This is a genomic window from Deltaproteobacteria bacterium HGW-Deltaproteobacteria-18 (assembly GCA_002841885.1).
Lineage (GTDB): Bacteria > Desulfobacterota > Desulfovibrionia > Desulfovibrionales > Desulfomicrobiaceae > Desulfomicrobium.
Map to the genome: position 1 here is coordinate 36,760 of PHBE01000020.1, position 19,236 is coordinate 55,995.

Genomic DNA, 19,236 nt, shown 5'->3' on the forward strand with positions numbered 1-19,236 from the left:
TGTGCATTTAATTTTATGCTCGTTAATAATTTTTAATGTGTCATTAATCACGTATTGTGGAGCCCAATCTGTGTCAAATGCTATAGAGTAGTGCATATTTTCTATAAGTTAGATTTTTATTAATGAAGACTAAATGCTTGGTGTATGAATTGTAGCGCTAAAAATAGACATTTTTTTATGCACTATATCCCAGTAAAGTGGGCTGATTGCAAGAGCTATATCTGTTACACCAAAATCTGCCATTTTATTTGGTCCTACTATTGGGATATCGTCCACTTCATGTCCCCATACGTAGGGATTTTCATCCACAAAACAAGCAATATCATCCTTACAGGAAAGCATAAGGTGCGCCATAGAGCCGATTGGGGATGTCCCGAATACAGCAGCTTTGCCGCCTTTGATTTGAGCTTGTCGTACAGCTGTTTCGACGCTGGCTATAGTGCGTTGAGCGATGTGTTCGCATTGACGGGCAATAGGCATGTTTTCTTCAAAGCAACTCTTTAGCGATGGAGGCGTTGTTGCGGTGTTGCGAAATGTAGCGTAGTACATAAGAGTTGAGGAGTCTTCTGCGTCAAGGACAAATCCAGCATGTCGGCATAAGGCGAGCATAGAGGGGATGGTCAGCTTGTTGATATGGTCCGCACAGAAGAGATCGCCAGGAAGAAACTCGAAGTTCGGGTGCTGCGTCAAAAGTTTGCCTCCCGGCTTCAGTCGGGCATGTATCCAGCGAAGGGCACTGAGAGGGTCGGGTGTGTGCTCTAGGACGGAGGTAACTATTACCGCGTCAAACAACTCATTCACGGGGGCGTTGTAGTAAGGAAGGTTATGAGCAGCTTCAAGGCGGATTTTTTCGGTGAGTGCGGAAAACCCTCCTCCCGGTTCAATGGCGGTAATCCGCCAGTCTGGATATGCTATTTGAAAACATTCGAGAAAAGCTCCCGTGCCTGCGCCAAAGTCGAGCACGTGTCCCTGGGTTGGAAGTTTCACAAGGCGGTTGAAAATGCTGAACGCCCGTTGATGACTTGTCATCTTTGAACTGGCCGCGGTAAATGACATGATTTGCGGTTTTGGTTTCCAGACTTCGCTATTGTAAACGCTTTCCTCGATGCCGCGTACACCGCGGGCATTAAAGATGAATCCGCACCCCGCGCAGCATCTGTTGTCGAGGGTGATGTTATTGCAGAAAAACAACTGTGACGTGATGCAGCGCCCAGAATATGCAGGATAGAGTTTTTTGTGCTCAGTAGTTCCGCAAATAGGACAAGATGTTGAATATTTTTCAATGCATGCTTGCATAGTTGCGTGGCTCTTATGACTCTTCAATTTTTGTGGAGTTGCTATAATCAATCCAGCTGTCTTGCATGTCTTCTATATTGCTGTATATAGACCAACAACGCATGCATCCGTAGTAAGCGCCATACTCACGAAGTTTTGCGCGCTGTTCGCGCATTTCTTCTCCATTCCAAATATCCAGCAAAGATTGTTTGTGGACGTTCCCAGTTGGCGCTAAAATGCACTGAGGGAGCGGTTTGATAAAACCTTCCGGATTGATGAAGAGTGTATGCCAGTGTGTTTCGCAGTGGCTTTTTGGATATACTCCAGAAGCGTCTGAAAGGCAAAATTCAAGATTTTCTGGTGTAAAATTTGGACGAAAGTTTATTCTAGCGCCTTTAGAAATGTATTTGTCTTCAATATATTTTTTTTGCTCGAGGATGACTGATGGGTTTATTTTTGACAAATTTACGTACTGCGCACTAGTTTCTTCAACAGTTACTCCAGATGACAATGCGTGCTCTGCATTGTGCTTTTTTACCATGTCTTTAGATATGTAGTTAAACATATAGAAGCCAATAAAAATTTCGTTTAAGAGCCCATTATCGTGCATGTCGTCAATAAAAGCGCTCATCGAATCAAAATTTTTGTCGTTTACAGTAAAATAGCATCCTAGTTGGATATCGAGGCCGCGTTTATTCCTCTGCTCGACCATCATGCGCAGGCCTTTGATGATTTGAGCATGGGCCCCGTTGACGCCGCAAAGCGAATTGTGAACTTCGGCGGGGCCATCTAGGGATACTCTCAGCGCATTCACTTCAAGGGCAGCTAATCGGTCAGCAAATTTGGGAAGCAGCAATCCATTTGTCAGCATGGAAAAAGGAAGACCTTTTGTCTTGGTGTACTCAATGAAGGGAATAAGCTGAGAATAGAGAAGTGATTCCATCCACGGTATGCGGATGGTGGGATGATACCATGCCGATTCGTCGATGATGCGTTTGCAGAGGTCCAGTGGGAGTTCAAATTTGGTGTGAGGGTCGATGACATTATGCAGCACCTTGGTGTTCTTGCTGCCTTCTTCTTCAGCTCTGCCGTGGCTAAGGTCGCAATATGAGCAGCGAAGGTTGCACCTATTGTTGACGCAAAAATTGATAGTATGCGGAGGCAGGCTGTATCCCTCTGCATTAGTTTTATATTGCAGTGATTGTAAAAGATGCAAAGCTCGGCTTACTCTGTAAAGAGGTATTGGTAAAGAATTTATATATTTTGTAAACTTTGCATAAGAATTGCGTGCTGTTAGCCCGTCTTTGGTTAGCCCTGAGTCGGTTAGCCAGTCTTGCGGTGAAGCGGTGTGGTTGATCATAATATTCTCCTAGACGAGGCATGTGCGCCCGGGCAGGGGGCCTCGTCGCCCGTGTCCGTAAAATGTTCCTGAAGTCCTCTGGTGACAACGCCGGTGCGGTAAGCAAAGCGTGGTTCGACAGACTGTTTCAATATATGCCGTCTAATGAGAACGTCTGGTTCGTTGAATCCTGCCATCGCCCGAAGTGATGTGGTGCCTGAAAATCGGGGGTTGATTTCAAATACGCAAATTTTTCCGTTAACGAATCGACACTGGATGTTGATTGCGCCGTGTGGTTGCAGTATTTTTGCCAGTTCTTCGCTTGGTTTCGTTATCTCAGGAAAGGAACCGATTGTTCCCTGTGAGATGCCGCTGCTGATAACAAGAAATGGTCCCAATTCGTGGCGGTCGGTCTTGTTGGGTACTCGAATCCTGCGGCTAAGGGCTGAATCGAGCGAACGGTGGACTGCGATTGAGTTGATGAACCTGCCATTGAGGTCGTTGAGGATGCCAACCGTGTACTCGTCTTCCGGAGTCCCAACATATTCCTGGGCGATGAATTCTGGATATGATTCAAGCAAAAAGCGTGCAAATAGTTGCGCTTCCGCTTCGTTTTGAACAATGACGGTGTCTGCTGACCCTCCAGATCCTTTGGAGGGTTTGAAAACAATTGGAAAAATTGGAAAACTTGAGGCATCTTCCAAGGACCCTATGCGTCGAAACCAAGGTGCTTGAAATCCATATTTATGGAGCATGTCGAACGTGGCGAGTTTGTCCATACATACGTCGATTAGGCTGGCCGGATTGATGGGTAGCAATATTCCGTTGGCGGAAATGGTTTCTCTGTGTTCGCTCATGACTTTGAGTTCTATCTCCGAACCAGGGAAGAGCGTCTGTATACTGTGCTCATGGCATAGTGCAAGCAGCCCTTGTAAATACTCTGGTGCTGTCGCGCGAGGTAATATTGCTGTTGTGTCTACTAGGGCAAACCCTGAGCTGTATGGGTTAGTATCTGTTCCAACTATGTGGTATGGTGTAGATGCGAGGCGTAATGCCTTGACAATCTGTTCACCAAGCGCTCCTCCGCCAACTCCAGTAACGCAAACCCGTATGTCATTCATGAGCAACATTCCTTTGCTGCCGCAATTATATGAGATTCATTTCGATCAAAGCACTTCCGTACGAGTGGATGCACTGCTTGCAAGAGTTTAGGCGATGGCGTAAACGGTAGTCTGATAATTTTTGCTTTCATTTCTGGGAATTCTAAAATAGCAAATGAAAGTAATCTGCCGCTGTCACGAGGCATACCGCATGACCCTGGGTTAAGTAGCAACGTTCCGTCCCGGATTGTCAAATGCGGACGATGCGTGTGCGCCGTCAAAACGCAGTCGATTCCATCAGGCACGTGTATTGCGTCTGGATTGTGGCCATACCCGGAGAGAGGGTCCTGTGGCGTGCCGTGGCAGAGTAGAAGACGACGGCCTCCAACGTCTAGATGAAGCATGGGGCCGTTTGCTTCAACTGACCGCAACCAAGCTGAGGGGAGGGCGGTTCGTAATCTCTTTAGGCCGTATACAGCGTCTTTTTCAGGAGAAATCGGTTGCAGATTGAAAAGCATTGCTTCATGGTTGCCCATTATAGAAATTGCGTTGTTTTGCAAAAGCATATTGCATACTTCATTCCCGTGAGGCATGTATCCAACTGCATCGCCAAGATGGATTAATGTATGCACCCCGTGATTCAGTAGATATTTGATGCATATATTCAGTCCAGCTGCGTTGCCGTGTGTGTCTCCCAGGATTCCGATGCGAAAATGCACAATCATTCTCCTGATTTATTTGTGAATATGTATGATTTTTGATCTGTTATCTTTGTTTTTTTGGCGAAGCATATTGTTGAATATTGCTGCTTTATATAACGAACTATCCGCTATCGAGAGTGCCAAACCCAAGAGGAATGCAAAATATGTTCAAGAGATGAATTGAGTGCCTGCCATTTCAGAGTTTTCTCTGCGCTCATTGGATCTGCAACTAAACATGCGGGATCCCCTTCTCTCCGTGGAGAGATGATGAGCGGGATCGTTTTATTTGTGATTTGTGCCGCTGATGTGGTGATTTCACGAATTGAGAAGCCATGCCCTGTTCCCAGATTCACTGCTTGGTTTTCTCCTCCGCGTTGGATAGCCATGATCGCCCGCACATGCGCATCCGCCAAATCCGTCACATGAACATAATCCCGAATACACGTCCCATCCGGCGTCGGGTAATCATCTCCAAAAATTTCCAGGGCCGGTATCAGTCCCATTGCCGCCATCAGCGCCCTTGGTATCAAATGGGTCTCAGGCTCATGCCATTCCCCTGTTTCCCCATCCGGGTCGCACCCGGCAGCGTTAAAATATCTTAGCGACATCCACTTTATGCCATGCGCCTTTTCATAATCGGCCAGCATGCGCTCCATGAACAGTTTGCTGGCCCCGTAGGGGTTGATGGGGTTGGTGGGAGTGTTTTCGGTGATGGGCATTTGTTCTGGCGATCCGTAGACCGCGCAGGTGCCCGAGACCACTATGTACGGCACGCCTTCGTCACGCATGGCGTCGAGGATGCTGAGCGTGCCGCATACGTTGTTGCGAAAATATTTGCCCGGATCAATAACCGATTCTCCGACATAGGCGCTGGCTGCGAAGTGGATGATGCCTTCGATCCGGTGCTGTCTGATGCAGGCCCGCAGACGTTGCGTGTCCAGAATGTCACCGTAAACAAAGTCGCCCCAGCGGACCAGTTCCCTGTGTCCCGTGGACAGGTTGTCATAGACGATAACCGTGTGCCCCTGGTGCGCCAGGGCTTTGCAGGTGTGGCTTCCGATGTAGCCGGCTCCGCCTGTGACGAGGATTCGCATTTTTCTATCCTTCCCTTAACTCGCCGTTCGTCAGAAGTTCTTCAAAATAAGCAATCGTCTGCACAAGTCCCTCGCGCAAGCGGATCTGCGGCTCCCAGCCATAACGATCCTTGGCCAGCGTTATGTCGGGCTTTCTTTGCTTCGGATCGTCAGTGGGCAGCGGTTCAAGGGAAATCTCTGATGAACTTCCCGTCATTTCAACAATCTGCTGTGCCAGTTCCAGAATCGTGAATTCCCCAGGATTCCCCATGTTCAACGGGCCGCAGAACTCATGATCATTGCGCATGAACCGCAGCATCAGTTCCACCAGATCGTCCACGTAGCAGAACGATCGCGTCTGCGAGCCATCACCGTAAATGGTGATGGGTTTGCCTTGCAGGGCCTGCATGATGAAATTTGAGACGACTCGTCCGTCGTTGGGATGCATTCGCGGGCCGTATGTGTTGAACAGTCTTCCCACCTTGATGGGCAGTCCGTGCTGGCGGTGGTATGCGAAGAAGAGAGATTCCGCGCAGCGTTTTCCTTCATCATAGCACGACCGGTATCCGATCGGATTCACGTGGCCCCAGTACGACTCTGGCTGAGGGTGTATTTCCGGGTCTCCGTAAACCTCCGAAGTGGACGCCTGGAAGATCGGGATGCGCAGGCGTTTGGCCAGGCCCAGCATGTTGATGGCCCCATGCACGCAGGTCTTGATGGTCTGCACCGGGTCGTGCTGGTAGTGGATGGGCGAGGCCGGACAGGCCAGGTTGTAGATCTCGTCGACTTCCAGGTAGAGCGGAAAGGTCACGTCGTGGCGGATGAGCTCGAATCTGGGATTGGGCAGCAGGTGCTCGATGTTCTGACGCGAGCTGGTGAAGAAGTTGTCCACGCAGATGACTTCGCAGCCTTCCAGCAGCAGACGTTCGCAGAGGTGTGATCCCAGAAAGCCGGAACCGCCCGTGACAAGGACTCGTTTTCGTAAGTGCATATGTTTCCCGCCATCCTGGCAAGAGGTGTCAAAATCCTTTCAGCCCTGGCAGGCCGCCCCAAAAAGGCAATCTGCTGCGTCAGCGATAAAATCCAGACCGCTTATGTATACCTAATACACCGCGCGTCCTGGATTTTTTCGCTTCCTTGCATCTCACCATTTTTGAACGACCTGTGAATTTTTCAATAGTCACCTAGTGGGCTGCCTAAAAAACAATTTGCACTTGGCGTGCCAAGGCGCGGTTGAATGTGTCCGGGGTGGCCGCTCGGGTGGCTTGCGGCTGATTTGGGAAGAAGTTTTTATACGGCCAGGGCCTTCAGGGTCAGCCACTCTCTGATTGTTTCATCCGGGACGGCTTCATTCATGAAATCAACCTGTTCAGTCATATCCACATCGTCGAAATAGCAAAGTTGCTCCAGGAAAAGCTTGGCGTTGAAGGCCCCCCGGAAAAGCGTCTTGGTGCGGTGGATGAGGTCCGGCAGGGTGACGTGGTCACGGAGCAGGAAATAGAGGTCCACGTAATCCTTCCACTTGCTTCTTCTGCCCAGCGCATAGGCTTTCATGGATCCGATGACCGGTATTTCCGGCAGTCGGATTCCTGCGCGCGGCCACGACACGGTGGGGCGGATGGGGAATGGAAAGGAGAAGAAGGTCAGTTTGACGCCTTGGACGATGATGGTCAGTTCATCGGCTGTGGCGGTCAGCGTATGCTCCGGGAAGTGCCCTTTGGCTTGGAGAGTGCGAAGGATCGATTCCGGCCGGATTTCTTCGGGCGTGGCCAGGTCGAAATCGATGGATTTCCGGTGCCCGATCTGTAGGGCTAGGGCGGTTCCACCGCAGAGATAGAATTTCGGGAAACTGGGTAAAATCGTTTCGGCCAGGGTCAGTTGGGCTTGGCTCAGAATCTCTTCATGCATGATGGGCAAAATAGAGTGAAAAGTAGTTGATGGTCGGCGGGCGGTAATTGCAGCGTTCTTTTCGGATCTGTTGTTCAAAGATTTCGCGGACCTTTGGGGTGCCAATTTCCTCAAGCAATTGCCTGACGTCATCAAGATCGCCCTTGGTCAGGATGCCCTCGACCACGCTTTCAAGGGACAGCATGCGTTTGTCCGCGACATCCCACCACAGATATTCGCGGGGGACCACGAGGGTGTTGAACTGGTCTTCAGTTAGCATGGCGTGCATGATTTTACTCTTTCCCAAGCCACTTCTCACGCATGATTGAAGCAAAATGTTTTGCAAGCTTTTCGTATTCAGGAAGTCTGCTCCAGATGGATTCTGCCATCTCCTGAAGGTAGATATGGCTGAGCTGATTTCTGTCATTGATAGCCTGGATGAAAAGTTCGTACATCGGATAATCACAGTAGCCAGCTTCCACGAATTCTTTTGCGACAGATTTGGGAGTCACGACATCAACGCCGTCCACCTCGTACAGAAATGCCTGGATTGTTTTCCACAGTAGCTCTATTGTAAACTCAAATTTTTGTATTTGGCCTGACTTGATATTGTCTGCAACAAGTTCTTGAAATAATGTTGGCTCGAGGGTCAGTGCATCGCTGAAATTTGAGAGCGCGTCATCCAGGTTGTTCAATTTGCGCGCGAGCTTTGTTTCCATACGACAACCTCTTGCATGGCGATGTTCTTGAATTCTGGGGGTGCGGTGTCCATGTTCACGAGATCCACCCGGTGGGGAATGATGCTTTCTTCCAGCTCGGTCAGAAGGCGGTCACGGGTTTTGAGAAAGGTTTTCTCATCCAGTCCGCTGAAACCAATGTCGATGTCGGAACTGCGCCGCTCAGTCTTCCGTGCCCGCGAGCCAAACAGGAAAATGGTGCAATCGAGACCCTTGGTGACCTTGAGCGCCAGCATTCGCATTTGGTTCAGGTATTTATCCTGATATGAATGGGACGGAAGCGTGGTCTTCATTCCTTCCCCTCATCCCTCCATCTGCCTGGCCGCGAACATTTTCATCTTCTTGGCTTCGACAAACTCGGCATTGACGGCCAGGGCGCGGTCGGCGGCGGCGATGGCGTTTTTCCAGCGTTTCATGTCCAGGTAGACCCGGCCGAGGTTGAAGTAGATGACCTCGTCATGAGACTGGCGCTCAAGGGCCTGGATGTAGAATTTCTCGGCTTCTTCGAGTCGGCCGGATTTGCGCAGGGCCATGCCCAGCTTGTTGAAGATGTGGGCCGAGTCCGGGTTGTCCGCGTAGGCGGCCTTCAGGTATTCCAGAGCTTCGTCGTACTTGCCGAACTCCAGAAAAATGTCGGCCACGGTGATTTTGAGTTCCGTGTCGGTTTTGGCCGCTTCGATGAGGCGTCCGCAGACCTGCTGGGCCTTGGCGGTTTCGTCGGTCTGCAGCAGCTTTTTTGCCAGTTCCAGTTGCTTGCGCCGGTATTCTTCCAGTGCGGCCAGGTGCGAGTTGGCTTCGTCGGCAAGATTTTCCTGCAGAAAGGTCAAGAGCGCGTAGAGGCTGGAAAGAAGTTCCCGTTCTTCGCCGGGCTTGTAGCTGATCTGGAGAGGGTAGATTTTCTTGAGTTCGCGGTCGTTGGCGAGGTGGTAGGCGGCCTTGTCCAGGGACTCGGTGAAGGACTGCATCTCGTGCTTCATGAGTTCGGCCTTGAGGATGAATCCGACCGCTTCGTGCAGATTGGCCACGGCGGCAAGGAGCTTGCCCTGTTTGAGCAGCATGTTGACTTCTCCAAGCTGTTTCTTTGCCTTGAGAATCTCTGCTGACATGGGCGCTCCTTGCGCGGCGTGCGCGAATTAGATGTTTATTGAACCTGACCGGTTTCGACCATGCGCCTGAAGCGAGCGAAAAAGTACTGGCTGTCGTGCGGTCCGGGGCCGGCTTCAGGGTGATGCTGCACGCTGAAGATGGGCCTGGTCTTGTGCCTGAAACCTTCCAGGGTCTGATCGTTCAGATTGAGGTGGGTCTGCTCCAGGAAGTCCAAGTTGGAAATGTCTACGCAAAAACCGTGGTTTTGTGAAGAAATTTCGATCTTTCGGGTAATATCGTCACGCACCGGATGATTGATCCCGTGATGGCCGAATTTGAGCTTGAAGCTGGTTCCGCCAAGGGCGATTCCGAGGAGCTGGTGCCCAAGGCAGATGCCGCCCACGGGATAGAGTTCGCAGAGCTCTTTTATGATGGCGATGGCCTCGGTCAGCGTGGCCGGATCGCCGGGGCCGTTGGAAAGGAAGACGCCGTTCGGTGCCAATTTCTTGACGAGTTCTGTTGGAAAGGTCGGCGGCACGGCCAGGATGGTCAGGTTCTGCCCTGCCAGCAGGCGTAGGATGTTCCACTTGATGCCGTAATCATAAACGATCACCCGCAGGCTGCCTTCGGAATTCTCGGGCCACAGGGGCAGGTCCCCGTCCATTTTTGCGGGCACAGGTCCTGTCCCATCCCAATAATAGGGTTCTTTTGGAGCCACGAAATCGACCAGATTGGCACCTTCCATGGAGGGCAGGGCCGCCGCCTTGGCGGCAAGTTCCTCCGGTGTCAGATCTTCAGTGGAGATGATGCCGCGCATGGCGCCATGGATGCGCAGATGGCGGGTCAGCGCGCGGGTGTCGATCCCTTCGAGGCCCATGATGCCGTGGCGTTTCAGATAGTCCGGAAGGCTCTCCTTGGAACGCCAGTTCGAAGGCTCCTTGCAGCACTCCTTGACGATGAGCGCCGGACAATGGATGCGCGAGGATTCCACGTCTTCGAGGTTGACGCCGTAGTTGCCTATGAGCGGGTAGGTCATGCAGACCATCTGCCCGTAATAGGACGGATCGGTCAGGATTTCCTGATAGCCGGACATGCCGGTGTTGAAGATGACTTCGCCGCCGGCTTCGCCGGGGCCGGTGAAGGACTGACCCGCAAACCAGGTGCCGTCCTCAAGGGCCAGAATTGCTTTCATGTATGATTTTCTCCTCGCATGAGTTCTGTGACTGTTGGCAGATCTTCTGGGCGGTCCACGCCGTGGCTCTTGTGCCGCGTCAGGGACACGTGGATGGGGATGCCGGCTTCGAGCAGGCGCAGCTGTTCCAGTTTCTCCAGTTTCTCCAAATGACTCTCGCCCAAAGCGCTGAATTTTTCAAGGATGTGCATGCGCAGTCCGTAAATGCCGATATGTCCTATATATTCCGGCTGGTTGTCGCGTCCAAAGGGGACCTGTGCGCGGGAGAAATAGAGTGCCCGGCCGTCTGCCGCGCGCACTATCTTGACCCGGTCGGCGGATGCGGCCTCCTTGGCGCTTATGATGTGCCCAAGGGTGGTGACCAGCACGAGCGGGTCATCGAAGGGTTTGATCAGTTCGGTCAGCATTTCGGGGTTAAGTGCAGGTTCGTCGCCCTGGACATTGACGATGACGCTGTTCGGGGCCGCGTCCAGGAGGCGCGCTGCCTCAAGTACCCGGTCCGTGCCGCTGGCGTGGTCCGGGCTGGTCATGAGCGCGGTCATCCCCAGTTTTCGGGCGGCGGTAAGAATGCGCTCGTCGTCCGTGGCCAGCGCCACGGTGTCTATCTGCGGGCACTGGCTCGCGCGCTGCATGACGTGCCAGAACATGGGTTTGCCGTGGATGATGGCCAGGGGCTTGCCCGGAAATCGGGAGCTTTCGTACCTGGCCGGGATGATTGCGATAACCTCAGGCATGGGGACTCCGGTGGAGATAGGGGCGGATGAGTTCGATCGACGCGGCCGTGGCGCCCTGTCTGGTACGCACGTAGGTCTGGGCCGCCTCCCGCACCTCGCTGCGCGGCGGCGCGGGAGAGAGAAGGAAGCGGACGATTTCGGGGATGGACGCGCATTTGAAAACTAGGCTGTCGAATATTTCTTCGCCCACCCAGTCGAAATTGCGGGTGTGCAGACCGACGCACGGCAACACGCCCTGGGCCAGGGGTTCGAGAAAGTTCTGCCCCCCAAGCCGCGCCAGGCTGCCGCCAACGAAGGCGCGCCGCGCCAGGGCATAGGCCGGGTTCATTTCGCCGAACTTGTCCCAGAGCACGACGCTGCCGGGCGTTGCCGGGCCGTCCAGTGCGCTGCGGAGCACGAAGGGAATGCCCTGGCGGGCCAGCAGACCCTGCCAGGCCGGTATGCGGTGCATGTGTCGCGGAAAAAGGCCGATGACGCACCGCAGATCGCCATCGCGCAGCTGACGGATCAGCTCCAGTACCAGCGCTTCTTCCTGTTCGCGCACGGAGCCGAGCATGACGAAATTGTGTTCCCGGGGGATGAGCCCGGCCAGGGGATTGTCTTTGCGCTCCAGGAGCGGTGTGCTCATGGAGCGGTCGAACTTGATGTTGCCGGTGACCGTGGTCCTTTGTGCTCCAAAAATCAGCCCGAAGCGCTGTGCGTCGGTCGGGGCCATGGCCCCGATGCGCTGTGGCGCCCAGCGGCGCAGCAGGGGGGCAAGGAACAGGTAGCCGGCCAGGGATTTTGCCGTCATGCGCGCGTTGACCACCACCACGGGTACGGCCTTGGCCGCGCAGGCCATGAGCAGACCCGGCCAGATTTCCGTTTCCAGCAGCACCACCACCCTCGGCCTTGCCCTGTCCAGCATTCGGCCCATGAGCAGCGGCAGGTCGAGGGGCAGCATGCGGGTTTGCAGGTTCGGCGAGCCCATCTTGTCCAGGACTTCAAGCCCCTGGCTGGTGCAGGTCGTGGCCAGGACCGGGACGTCCTGCAGGTGTTCAAGCAGGCCGGCCACCAGGGCGCATTCCCCGGCCGAGGCCCCCTGAATCCAGATTTCGCAGGGAGCGGGTTTGCCCATCCCGAGCCGCTGCCTCCACCCCTGACGCATTCTGGGCGACAAAAAGCTGAGCGGCCCGGCCAGGCACCAGAGCAGGCTGTAGAGCGTCCCAAAGAGCAGGCAGACCCCCGTGGCAATGCGTGGCATCACGGTTTTTTGCGCAGCCCAAGCTCAATGAGCCGGGTCAGAAGTTTCTCGAACGACAGGCCCACAGCCATGGCTTCCTGGGGCAGGAGGCTGGTGGCGGTCATGCCGGGCAGAGTGTTGACTTCCAGCAGGTACGGCGTGCCGTCCGCCCCGACCATGAAATCCGAGCGGCTGTAATCGGCAAGCCCGAGGGCGTCGTGGGCGGCGCGGGCCATGGACTGCAACCTGTCGGTCAATTCCACGGGGATCGGAGCTGGGCAGACCTCTTCCGTGGCGCCGGCCACGTACTTGCTCTCGTAGTCGAAGAATTCTCCGCTCCTGGGGCGGATGAGGATGGGCGGCAGAGCGTAGCCTTCAAGCACCCCGCAGGTCAGTTCCTGGCCGCGGATCAGCGCCTCGGCCAAAAGGTCCTGCCCGGCGATTTCAGGCTGGGCCAGATAGGCTTCGAGCTCTTCCTCGGACTCGACGATTCCGACGCCAAGGCTTGAGCCGCCGGTGTTCGGCTTGACCACCAGCGGAAAAGGCAAAAGGGGGCGCCACTCGATCACATGGCTCGCGGGTACGAACTCCCAGGCAGGGGTGGACAGTCCGGCGGCCTCGAAGAGCTGCTTGGACACGGCCTTGTTCAGGGCCAGGAGCGAGGCGCGGGAGTCCGACCCCTGGTAGGGCATGCCGATGCGCTCCAGCAGGCACTGGACCAGGCCGTCTTCGCCGGGAGAGCCGTGCAGGTTGATGAATGCGAATTCCTGGCCTTCCGTCGCCGCGTAAAGGGCGCGCAGGTCGCGGGCGGGATCGAAAAGGGTGACGTTGTGTCCCAGCGCCAGCAGGCCTTTTTCGATCTGCCTGGCACCGCTCAATGCGACTTCGCGTTCACCGGACCAGCCTCCGGCTATCAAAAGGATATTCATGTATATTTTCTCCCAGAAAGGTGCTGAATAATTGTTCGAGCTCGCGCCCCTGACTGAAGGCGCGGGTGATCCATTCCCGGCTGCGATCGGTGTGCCCGTAGCGGTCGAAGAGGTCTGCGAAGCGTTCATCCATGCCGACGATGGTGTCATGTTTGACCCGCTTGTCCGCGTAAATGATGGCCAGGGGCAGAAAATGTCTTTCAAGGTCGAGAGTGCCCGGCCAGTAGACATGGTGCATGACTCCCTGGGCGATGCGCGGGTTGCGGATCAGGTCCATGACCCAGGACGCGCCGATCTGGCTGTGATTGCCGCTGTGTTCAATGGTGTAGGTCTTGCCCAGATCGTGCAGGAGACCCGCCGCGCGCACCGATTGCACGAAGTCGTCTTGGCCGAGTCCTTCCGGATTGCCAAGTCCCTTTCTTGCCGCGAGCTGGGCCAGGGTCGTGGCCACGTCCGCCACCAGACTGCTGTGGACTTTTATGTGCTCCAGCATGGCGTAAGTATTCCACCATTCCCGGCAGTCTTCGTCACTCGGGATGCGTCCCTGCGATGCGGTCGGGATGAGGGTCAAGGGGATATCAAGTTGGTTCATTTTAAGGCCTTTGGGACGTGTCGGCGCGGGAAGAGTTCATTGACACAAAACATCCAGGGATTTAGCAACAGCGTTGACAAAAAGCAAAGCGGGAGATGTGTGCCATGTGCCTAGCGATTCCAATGGAAGTGCTCAAGATCGAGGGACAAAATGCCGAAGTGCAGGTTGGCGGGACGCGGCATAATGTTCGTCTGGATGTAATTTCCGAATTTCCGGAAGTGGGCGACTACGTCATCGTCCATGCCGGCTTCGCCCTGACCCGTCTGGACCGGGAGGAAGCCATCGCCACCCTGAAACTTTTCGAGGAAGGGCTGAACATTGAACTTGTTTGACAATTTCAAGGATCCCCAGCTGTGCAAGACCCTGCTGGCTCGAATCCACGCCGAACTGGACGGGGAACTCAGGTTCATGGAGGTGTGCGGAACGCATACGGTTTCCATTTTTCGCAGCGGGGTGCGTTCCCTGCTCTCCGACAAGGTCGTGCACCTCTCCGGTCCCGGCTGTCCGGTCTGCGTGACCCATGACAGCGAAGTGGCGGCCTTTCTCGAACTGGCAGGCAAGAACGCCATCATCGCCACTTTTGGCGATCTGATGCGCGTGCCCGGGCCGGAAAAGAAAACTTTGAAGAGCGCCCAGGCCGAAGGGGCCCGCGTCAAGATCGTCTATTCCCCCTTCGACGCCCTGAAGATCGCCCAGGACAACCCGCATGACAAGGTCGTTTTCCTGGGCGTTGGTTTCGAGACCACGGCTCCGGCCATCGCCGCCACGGTCAAGGTGGCCCGCGAGCAGGGTATCTCCAATTTTTCCGTACTCTGTTTTCACAAGCTCGTTCCCCCGGCCCTGGACGCCCTGGTCGGGGACCCGGAGCTTCAGGTGCAGGCTTTTTTGCTGCCGGGGCACGTCTCGGCCATCATCGGCGTCGAGCCCTATCGCTTCCTGGCCGCAAAGCACGGCCTTCCCGCAGTGGTGGCCGGGTTCGAGCCCGTCGACATCCTGCAGGCCCTGTACATGTTCGTGACCATGCGCAACGAAGGCAAGATTGACGTCGTCAACGCCTACACGCGGGTGGTCTCCGACGAGGGCAACCCCAAGGCCATGTCCGTCATGAACGAGATTTTTTCGTCCTGCGACGCCCTGTGGCGAGGCATCGGCCTCATTCCCGGCAGCGGCCTCGAGATTCGTGACGAATTCGCGGATTACGACGCCATGCGTGTTTTCGACATGCAGCTGCACGACGTGCCCGAGATCAAGGGCTGCCGTTGCGGTGACGTACTCAAGGGCAAGATGTCGCCGGACAAGTGTCCTCTTTTCGGCACGGCCTGCACTCCCGCCTCGCCGGTGGGGCCATGCATGGTTTCCACCGAAGGGTCGTGTGCGGCATATTTCAAATACAGAATTTGAGAGAGCGCCGAAAATTGATTCTGGACTGCGTTGCTCACCGATTTTGAAGGGCTCATGTAGTCGGCTACACATCGCCCTTCAAAATCGGCTCGTGCCTTGCCAGAATCAATTTTCGACGCTCTCCGGGGATTAAATTGATTCTGGACTGCGCTGTTCGTCGGGTTTGAAGGGCTCATGTAGTCGGCTACACAATCGCCCTTCAAAATCGGCTCGTGCCTTGCCAGAATCAATTTTCGACGCTCTCTGGGGATTTAAAGGCATTTATCCCCTTTTTCGAGGGGATGGCTTGGCGAGAAGCGTAAAAAATCATCCGCCGGTACCTCAAGGTCTTTTTTGGCATGGTCCTCGGCCTCGTCGGCTGTTTGACTGAGCCGGGCATCGTTTGTTGAATCGTTGCCCGGCGGGCTGTCCTGATTTGTCGCCTGGCACGCAACGATTCAACACTACGAGGCCAGCGAAGGAGTTCCGGCGGGGTCGCGAGGGCCATGTCGACAAAGGGCCGTGTGCCGCACATGTCGAAACTCCAGAGGACGATGAGTGCCCCGCCATCGCGGGAATGACTCGGTCTTTTGCTTCGGGGCCGCGTGCCCCATATTTTGGGTTCGTTAGTTGTTTTCGTATTCGGATCAGCTGGTTACAAAGATGTCACGCAAGGGGGAAGCGAGTGGAAAGGGTTCTTCTTGATTACGGCAGCGGCGGCAAGGCTTCACACCGGCTCATCGGTGAGCTTTTTCTCAAATATCTGGGAAACGAGATTCTTGACCGCCTCGATGATGCGGCCTTTCTGCATGTCAGCAGCCCCATCTCCATGAGCACCGACACCTTTACCGTGGACCCCATCTTTTTTCCCGGTGGCGACATCGGGTCCCTGGCCGTGCACGGAACTGTCAATGACGTGGCCATGCTCGGCGCGCGGCCGAAATACATGACCTGCGGATTCATCATCGAAGAGGGGCTGCCCATGGCCGATCTGGAGCGCATCGTCGAGTCCATGGGGAATGCAGCCCGCGAGGCTGGAATTCTCGTGGTCTCGGGCGACACCAAGGTCGTGCCCAAGGGCACGGTGGACAAGATTTTCATCAACACCACGGGCATCGGCGAGATCTTCGTGACCGAGGCCCCGAGCGGGCACAGAGCCGCGCCCGGGGATGCGATCCTGATCAGCGGCTTCATGGGTGATCATGGCCTGGCCATCCTGTCCAAACGCGAGGGTTTGACCTTCGAGGCTCCCGTGCTTTCGGACTGCGCCTCGCTCAATCACATCATCGTGCGTCTGCTTGAGGCCATCCCCGAAGTGCATGTACTGCGCGATCCGACCCGGGGCGGTCTGGCCACGACCCTCAACGAAATCGCCGGGCAGTCGGGAGTCGAGTGCCGGATTTTCGAGTCGAAGATTCCGGTCCGTCCCGAAGTCAGCGGCGGGTGTTCCTTTTTGGGCCTTGATCCTCTGTATCTGGCCAATGAGGGCAAGTTCATCTGCATCCTGCCCCAGGAGCACGCCGAGGCGGCCCTGGCCATCATGCGCTCCGACCCGCTTGGCGTGGACGCGGTGCAGATCGGCAATGTCCGTGATGAACACCCCGGCAAGGTCGTGCTGGAAACGCCCCTCGGCGGAACCCGGCTCATGGATATGCTCGAAGGCGAACAGTTGCCGCGCATCTGCTGAGATGACCTCTTCTCCCGCCTACGTGGCCATCGACTTCGAAACCGCGGACTCGCACCGCGACAGCGCCTGCGCCGTGGGCCTGACCAAGGTTCGCGACGGCGAGATCGTGGACAGGCTCTATGGCCTGATCCGCCCGCCGCGTTCGCGCTTCTCGCCTTTTTGCGTGAACGTGCACGGCATCCACTGGTCCGACGTCAAGGACGCTCCGCCCTTCCGGGAATTCTGGATCGAACATGCCCAGTTTCTGGAGGATGCGGATTTTCTGGCCGCGCACAACGCCAAGTTCGACCGCTCGGTGCTTGGCGCGTGTTGCACCATGGCTGGCCTGCCTGCTCCGTCCATGCCTTTCGTTTGCACTGTGGATCTGGCCCGCAACCAGTGGAACCTGCGTCCGACCAAGTTGCCGGACGTGTGCCGCTATCTTGGCCTTGATCTCAATCACCACCATGCCGGGTCCGACGCCGAAGCCTGCGCCCGCATCGTCATGGCCGCCGTGGCGCAGAACCCCCGCTGTCTGGCTCCTTTCGGATTATAGGAGAACACATGTCTTTGTCCCAGGCCCAGATGCGGGCCCATATCTTCCTGGTCATCCTCGATAAATTCTCCGGCAGCGCCGAACGCCGTCAGGAGGCCCTGGCCGAGTATTTCATGGTGACCATGCCCAATGTCCCGGAAGACGCCGCCCGCCGTCTGGCCGAACTCATCCCTGACCTCATGCCCGAACTGTACTCCAAATGGATCGGCGAGTTTGCAGAGCGCCTTTTTGAGACGGTCCCTGACGAGCAATTGCAACACTTGTGCGAAGGCAGCGTGGAAAACAACGCCGCCCTGGGGCTGGTCTTTCTGATGTTCATGGAGTCCGAACGCATGGAGAAGCAGACCGAGGAAGACCTGCGCCGATACGCGCGGGAACATTCGGGAAGCGATGACATGGGCGATCTGGTGGCGGCGTATCTGCGCGGCAAGGTTGATGCCCTGCGGGCGGATGTGGGTGGGGAGAAGGTGCAATAGCGCGTGGACGGTGTGTGGCGGTTGGCCCGGACAGGGGGCGCCGAAACTCCTTCGCAGGTCTCGTAGAGTTGAATCATCGCCCCTGTCGAACATGCCCCGGAATTTCAGGCGGCAGGCGATGATTCAACAAACGATGCCACGCTCAGTCAGACAGTCGACGGCACCTGTCCGGGCCAACCGCTACACACCGCAGTGACTTTCACAGTATTTTAGGGTGAGAATATTTCTGGTGAAGCAGGTGCCCCTGGTCAAAGGAAGGAACCTGATGGAAATCAAAAAGCCCGCCCAGGCGAACCTGGGCGGGCTTTTTTGCATTCAACGAGCCAAGACTTAGGCGAAAGCCTTTTCGAACTTGGGCACAACGTCCTTTTTGCGGGACATGACCTTGGGCAGCCATGCCTTTCCGTCCACGGGCTTGACGCCGAAAGCCTTCTCGACAACGCCGGCGTCGTCGGAGGCGATGAGGATCTCGGAGCCTTCCTTCATGATGTCGGTCAGCAGCAGGAACACGGAGTGGTTGCCCTTCTCGGCCTTCAGCGCGGCGATGTCGGCGGCCAGGTCGCCCTTGACGGCGTCGAGGATGGACAGGTCGACAACTTCCAGCTGGCCGATGCCAACCTTGGTGCCGTTCATGTTGAAGTCCTTGTAGTCGCGCAGAACCAGCTCGCGGGCCGGGGTGCCTTCAACAGCGGACTTGACCTTGAACATTTCCATGCCCAGGGCGGCCAGGTCGGCGATGCCGGCGATCTTGCCCAGTTCGGCAGCGGCTTCCTTGTCGGCCGGGGTGCAGGTCGGGGACTTGAAGATGACGGTGTCGCTCAGAATGGCGCAGAGCATGATGCCAGCGATGTTCTTGGGAACTTCAATGCCGTGGAACTTGTACATGGCGGTCAGGACGGTGGCGGTACAGCCAACGGGCCAGATCCAGCATTCCAGGGGGGTGGAAGTGGTCAGATCGCCCAGCTTGTGGTGATCGACGATGCCCAGAACTTCAGCCTGCTTGATGTCGTCGGGCAGCTGAGCCAGGTCGGAGGTATCGACCAGAAAAACTTTTTCACCGGCATATTCGGTCTTCACGGCAGGAGCGGCTACGCCGAACTTGTCGAGGATGAACTTGGTCTCGGGGGCCAGTTCGCCCTGAGCGGTCGGGGTGCAGGCTACACCGAGCTTGCTCTTCAGGTCGGCCAGCGCGATGGCGCTGCAAACGGTATCGGAATCGGGATTCTTGTGACCAAAAACATAAACGGACATGGTATTCCTCCTACAAGGGTTTATTGGCGAACAAAGACAT

At 55.6% G+C, this 19,236-nt stretch carries 22 protein-coding genes; 5 read left to right on the top strand and 17 right to left on the bottom strand.

Annotated elements, in window-relative coordinates; translation table 11 throughout:
- Positions 1–129 precede the first annotated feature (129 nt).
- The 15 genes from CVU60_15780 to CVU60_15850 form a co-directional block, all read right to left on the bottom strand.
- Positions 130–1,296, bottom strand: a complete 1,167-nt coding sequence (locus CVU60_15780; GenBank protein PKN40448.1) for a hypothetical protein — start codon at positions 1,294–1,296, stop codon at positions 130–132.
- Positions 1,297–1,309: 13 nt separating this feature from the next.
- Entirely contained in the window at positions 1,310–2,635 is a 1,326-nt protein-coding gene (locus CVU60_15785) for a hypothetical protein (protein PKN40449.1), read from the bottom strand.
- A complete protein-coding gene (locus CVU60_15790; protein ID PKN40450.1) occupies positions 2,632–3,735 on the bottom strand; it encodes a carbamoyl phosphate synthase in 1,104 nt (367 codons plus the stop codon). The genes CVU60_15785 and CVU60_15790 overlap by 4 nt, the downstream gene beginning before the upstream one ends.
- Complete coding sequence (locus CVU60_15795; GenBank protein ID PKN40451.1) at positions 3,732–4,439, bottom strand: hypothetical protein; 708 nt, start codon at positions 4,437–4,439, stop codon at positions 3,732–3,734. Before CVU60_15795 ends, CVU60_15790 begins: the two co-directional genes overlap by 4 nt.
- Positions 4,440–4,543: 104 nt before the next feature.
- Positions 4,544–5,509, bottom strand: a complete 966-nt coding sequence (galE, locus tag CVU60_15800; protein PKN40452.1) for a UDP-glucose 4-epimerase GalE — start codon at positions 5,507–5,509, stop codon at positions 4,544–4,546.
- A 4-nt stretch (positions 5,510–5,513) separates the two neighbouring features.
- The gene (locus CVU60_15805) at positions 5,514–6,479 is read right to left on the bottom strand and encodes an NAD-dependent dehydratase (protein ID PKN40453.1); all 966 of its coding nucleotides are present in this window, start codon (positions 6,477–6,479) and stop codon (positions 5,514–5,516) included.
- Between the two features lie 299 nt (positions 6,480–6,778).
- Entirely contained in the window at positions 6,779–7,528 is a 750-nt protein-coding gene (locus CVU60_15810) for a hypothetical protein (protein PKN40454.1), read from the bottom strand.
- 140 nt (positions 7,529–7,668) lie between these two features.
- Positions 7,669–8,094, bottom strand: coding sequence for a hypothetical protein (locus CVU60_15815; GenBank protein PKN40455.1), 426 nt, complete (start codon positions 8,092–8,094; stop codon positions 7,669–7,671).
- Positions 8,067–8,405, bottom strand: coding sequence for a nucleotidyltransferase domain-containing protein (locus CVU60_15820; GenBank protein PKN40456.1), 339 nt, complete (start codon positions 8,403–8,405; stop codon positions 8,067–8,069). The genes CVU60_15815 and CVU60_15820 overlap by 28 nt, the downstream gene beginning before the upstream one ends.
- 9 nt (positions 8,406–8,414) lie before the next feature.
- Positions 8,415–9,218: a hypothetical protein gene (locus tag CVU60_15825; protein PKN40457.1), complete on the bottom strand. Its 804-nt coding sequence runs from the start codon at positions 9,216–9,218 to the stop codon at positions 8,415–8,417.
- A 35-nt stretch (positions 9,219–9,253) separates the two neighbouring features.
- Entirely contained in the window at positions 9,254–10,390 is a 1,137-nt protein-coding gene (locus CVU60_15830; GenBank protein ID PKN40458.1) for a carbamoyl phosphate synthase small subunit, read from the bottom strand.
- Positions 10,387–11,124 (bottom strand): 3-deoxy-manno-octulosonate cytidylyltransferase, encoded by a 738-nt coding sequence (kdsB, locus tag CVU60_15835; protein ID PKN40459.1) that lies wholly within the window; start codon positions 11,122–11,124, stop codon positions 10,387–10,389. Before kdsB ends, CVU60_15830 begins: the two co-directional genes overlap by 4 nt.
- The gene (locus CVU60_15840) at positions 11,117–12,367 is read right to left on the bottom strand and encodes a 3-deoxy-D-manno-octulosonic acid transferase (GenBank protein PKN40460.1); all 1,251 of its coding nucleotides are present in this window, start codon (positions 12,365–12,367) and stop codon (positions 11,117–11,119) included. The genes kdsB and CVU60_15840 overlap by 8 nt, the downstream gene beginning before the upstream one ends.
- On the bottom strand, positions 12,367–13,275 hold the full coding sequence (locus CVU60_15845) for a D-alanine--D-alanine ligase (GenBank protein PKN40461.1): 909 nt from the start codon (positions 13,273–13,275) through the stop codon (positions 12,367–12,369). Before CVU60_15845 ends, CVU60_15840 begins: the two co-directional genes overlap by 1 nt.
- Positions 13,238–13,867 (bottom strand): phosphohydrolase, encoded by a 630-nt coding sequence (locus CVU60_15850; protein ID PKN40462.1) that lies wholly within the window; start codon positions 13,865–13,867, stop codon positions 13,238–13,240. Before CVU60_15850 ends, CVU60_15845 begins: the two co-directional genes overlap by 38 nt.
- 104 nt (positions 13,868–13,971) lie before the next feature.
- Between CVU60_15850 and hypC the strand changes: the two genes are divergently transcribed.
- On the top strand, positions 13,972–14,199 hold the full coding sequence (hypC, locus tag CVU60_15855) for a HypC/HybG/HupF family hydrogenase formation chaperone (protein ID PKN40463.1): 228 nt from the start codon (positions 13,972–13,974) through the stop codon (positions 14,197–14,199).
- Positions 14,186–15,268 carry a hydrogenase formation protein HypD gene (locus CVU60_15860; protein ID PKN40464.1) on the top strand — a complete coding sequence of 361 codons (1,083 nt, stop codon included), beginning with the start codon at positions 14,186–14,188 and terminating at the stop codon, positions 15,266–15,268. The genes hypC and CVU60_15860 overlap by 14 nt, the downstream gene beginning before the upstream one ends.
- A 226-nt stretch (positions 15,269–15,494) precedes the next feature.
- Here the strand turns inward: CVU60_15860 and CVU60_15865 are convergent, their stop codons facing one another.
- Complete coding sequence (locus CVU60_15865) at positions 15,495–15,782, bottom strand: hypothetical protein (protein PKN40465.1); 288 nt, start codon at positions 15,780–15,782, stop codon at positions 15,495–15,497.
- A gap of 150 nt (positions 15,783–15,932) precedes the next feature.
- Here CVU60_15865 and hypE point away from each other — a divergent pair, with 150 nt between their 5' ends.
- From hypE to CVU60_15880, 3 genes are read left to right on the top strand one after another with little or no spacing between them, the layout of a single operon-like run.
- Positions 15,933–16,934: a hydrogenase expression/formation protein HypE gene (gene hypE, locus CVU60_15870; GenBank protein PKN40466.1), complete on the top strand. Its 1,002-nt coding sequence runs from the start codon at positions 15,933–15,935 to the stop codon at positions 16,932–16,934.
- 1 nt (position 16,935) lies between these two features.
- Positions 16,936–17,469 carry an exonuclease gene (locus tag CVU60_15875; protein ID PKN40467.1) on the top strand — a complete coding sequence of 178 codons (534 nt, stop codon included), beginning with the start codon at positions 16,936–16,938 and terminating at the stop codon, positions 17,467–17,469.
- 8 nt (positions 17,470–17,477) lie between these two features.
- Positions 17,478–17,945, top strand: a complete 468-nt coding sequence (locus CVU60_15880) for a hypothetical protein (protein ID PKN40468.1) — start codon at positions 17,478–17,480, stop codon at positions 17,943–17,945.
- Between the two features lie 330 nt (positions 17,946–18,275).
- On the opposite strand, the gene CVU60_15885 is transcribed toward CVU60_15880, so the two are convergent.
- Positions 18,276–19,196: a manganese-dependent inorganic pyrophosphatase gene (locus tag CVU60_15885; protein ID PKN40469.1), complete on the bottom strand. Its 921-nt coding sequence runs from the start codon at positions 19,194–19,196 to the stop codon at positions 18,276–18,278.
- Positions 19,197–19,236: the final 40 nt, after the last annotated feature.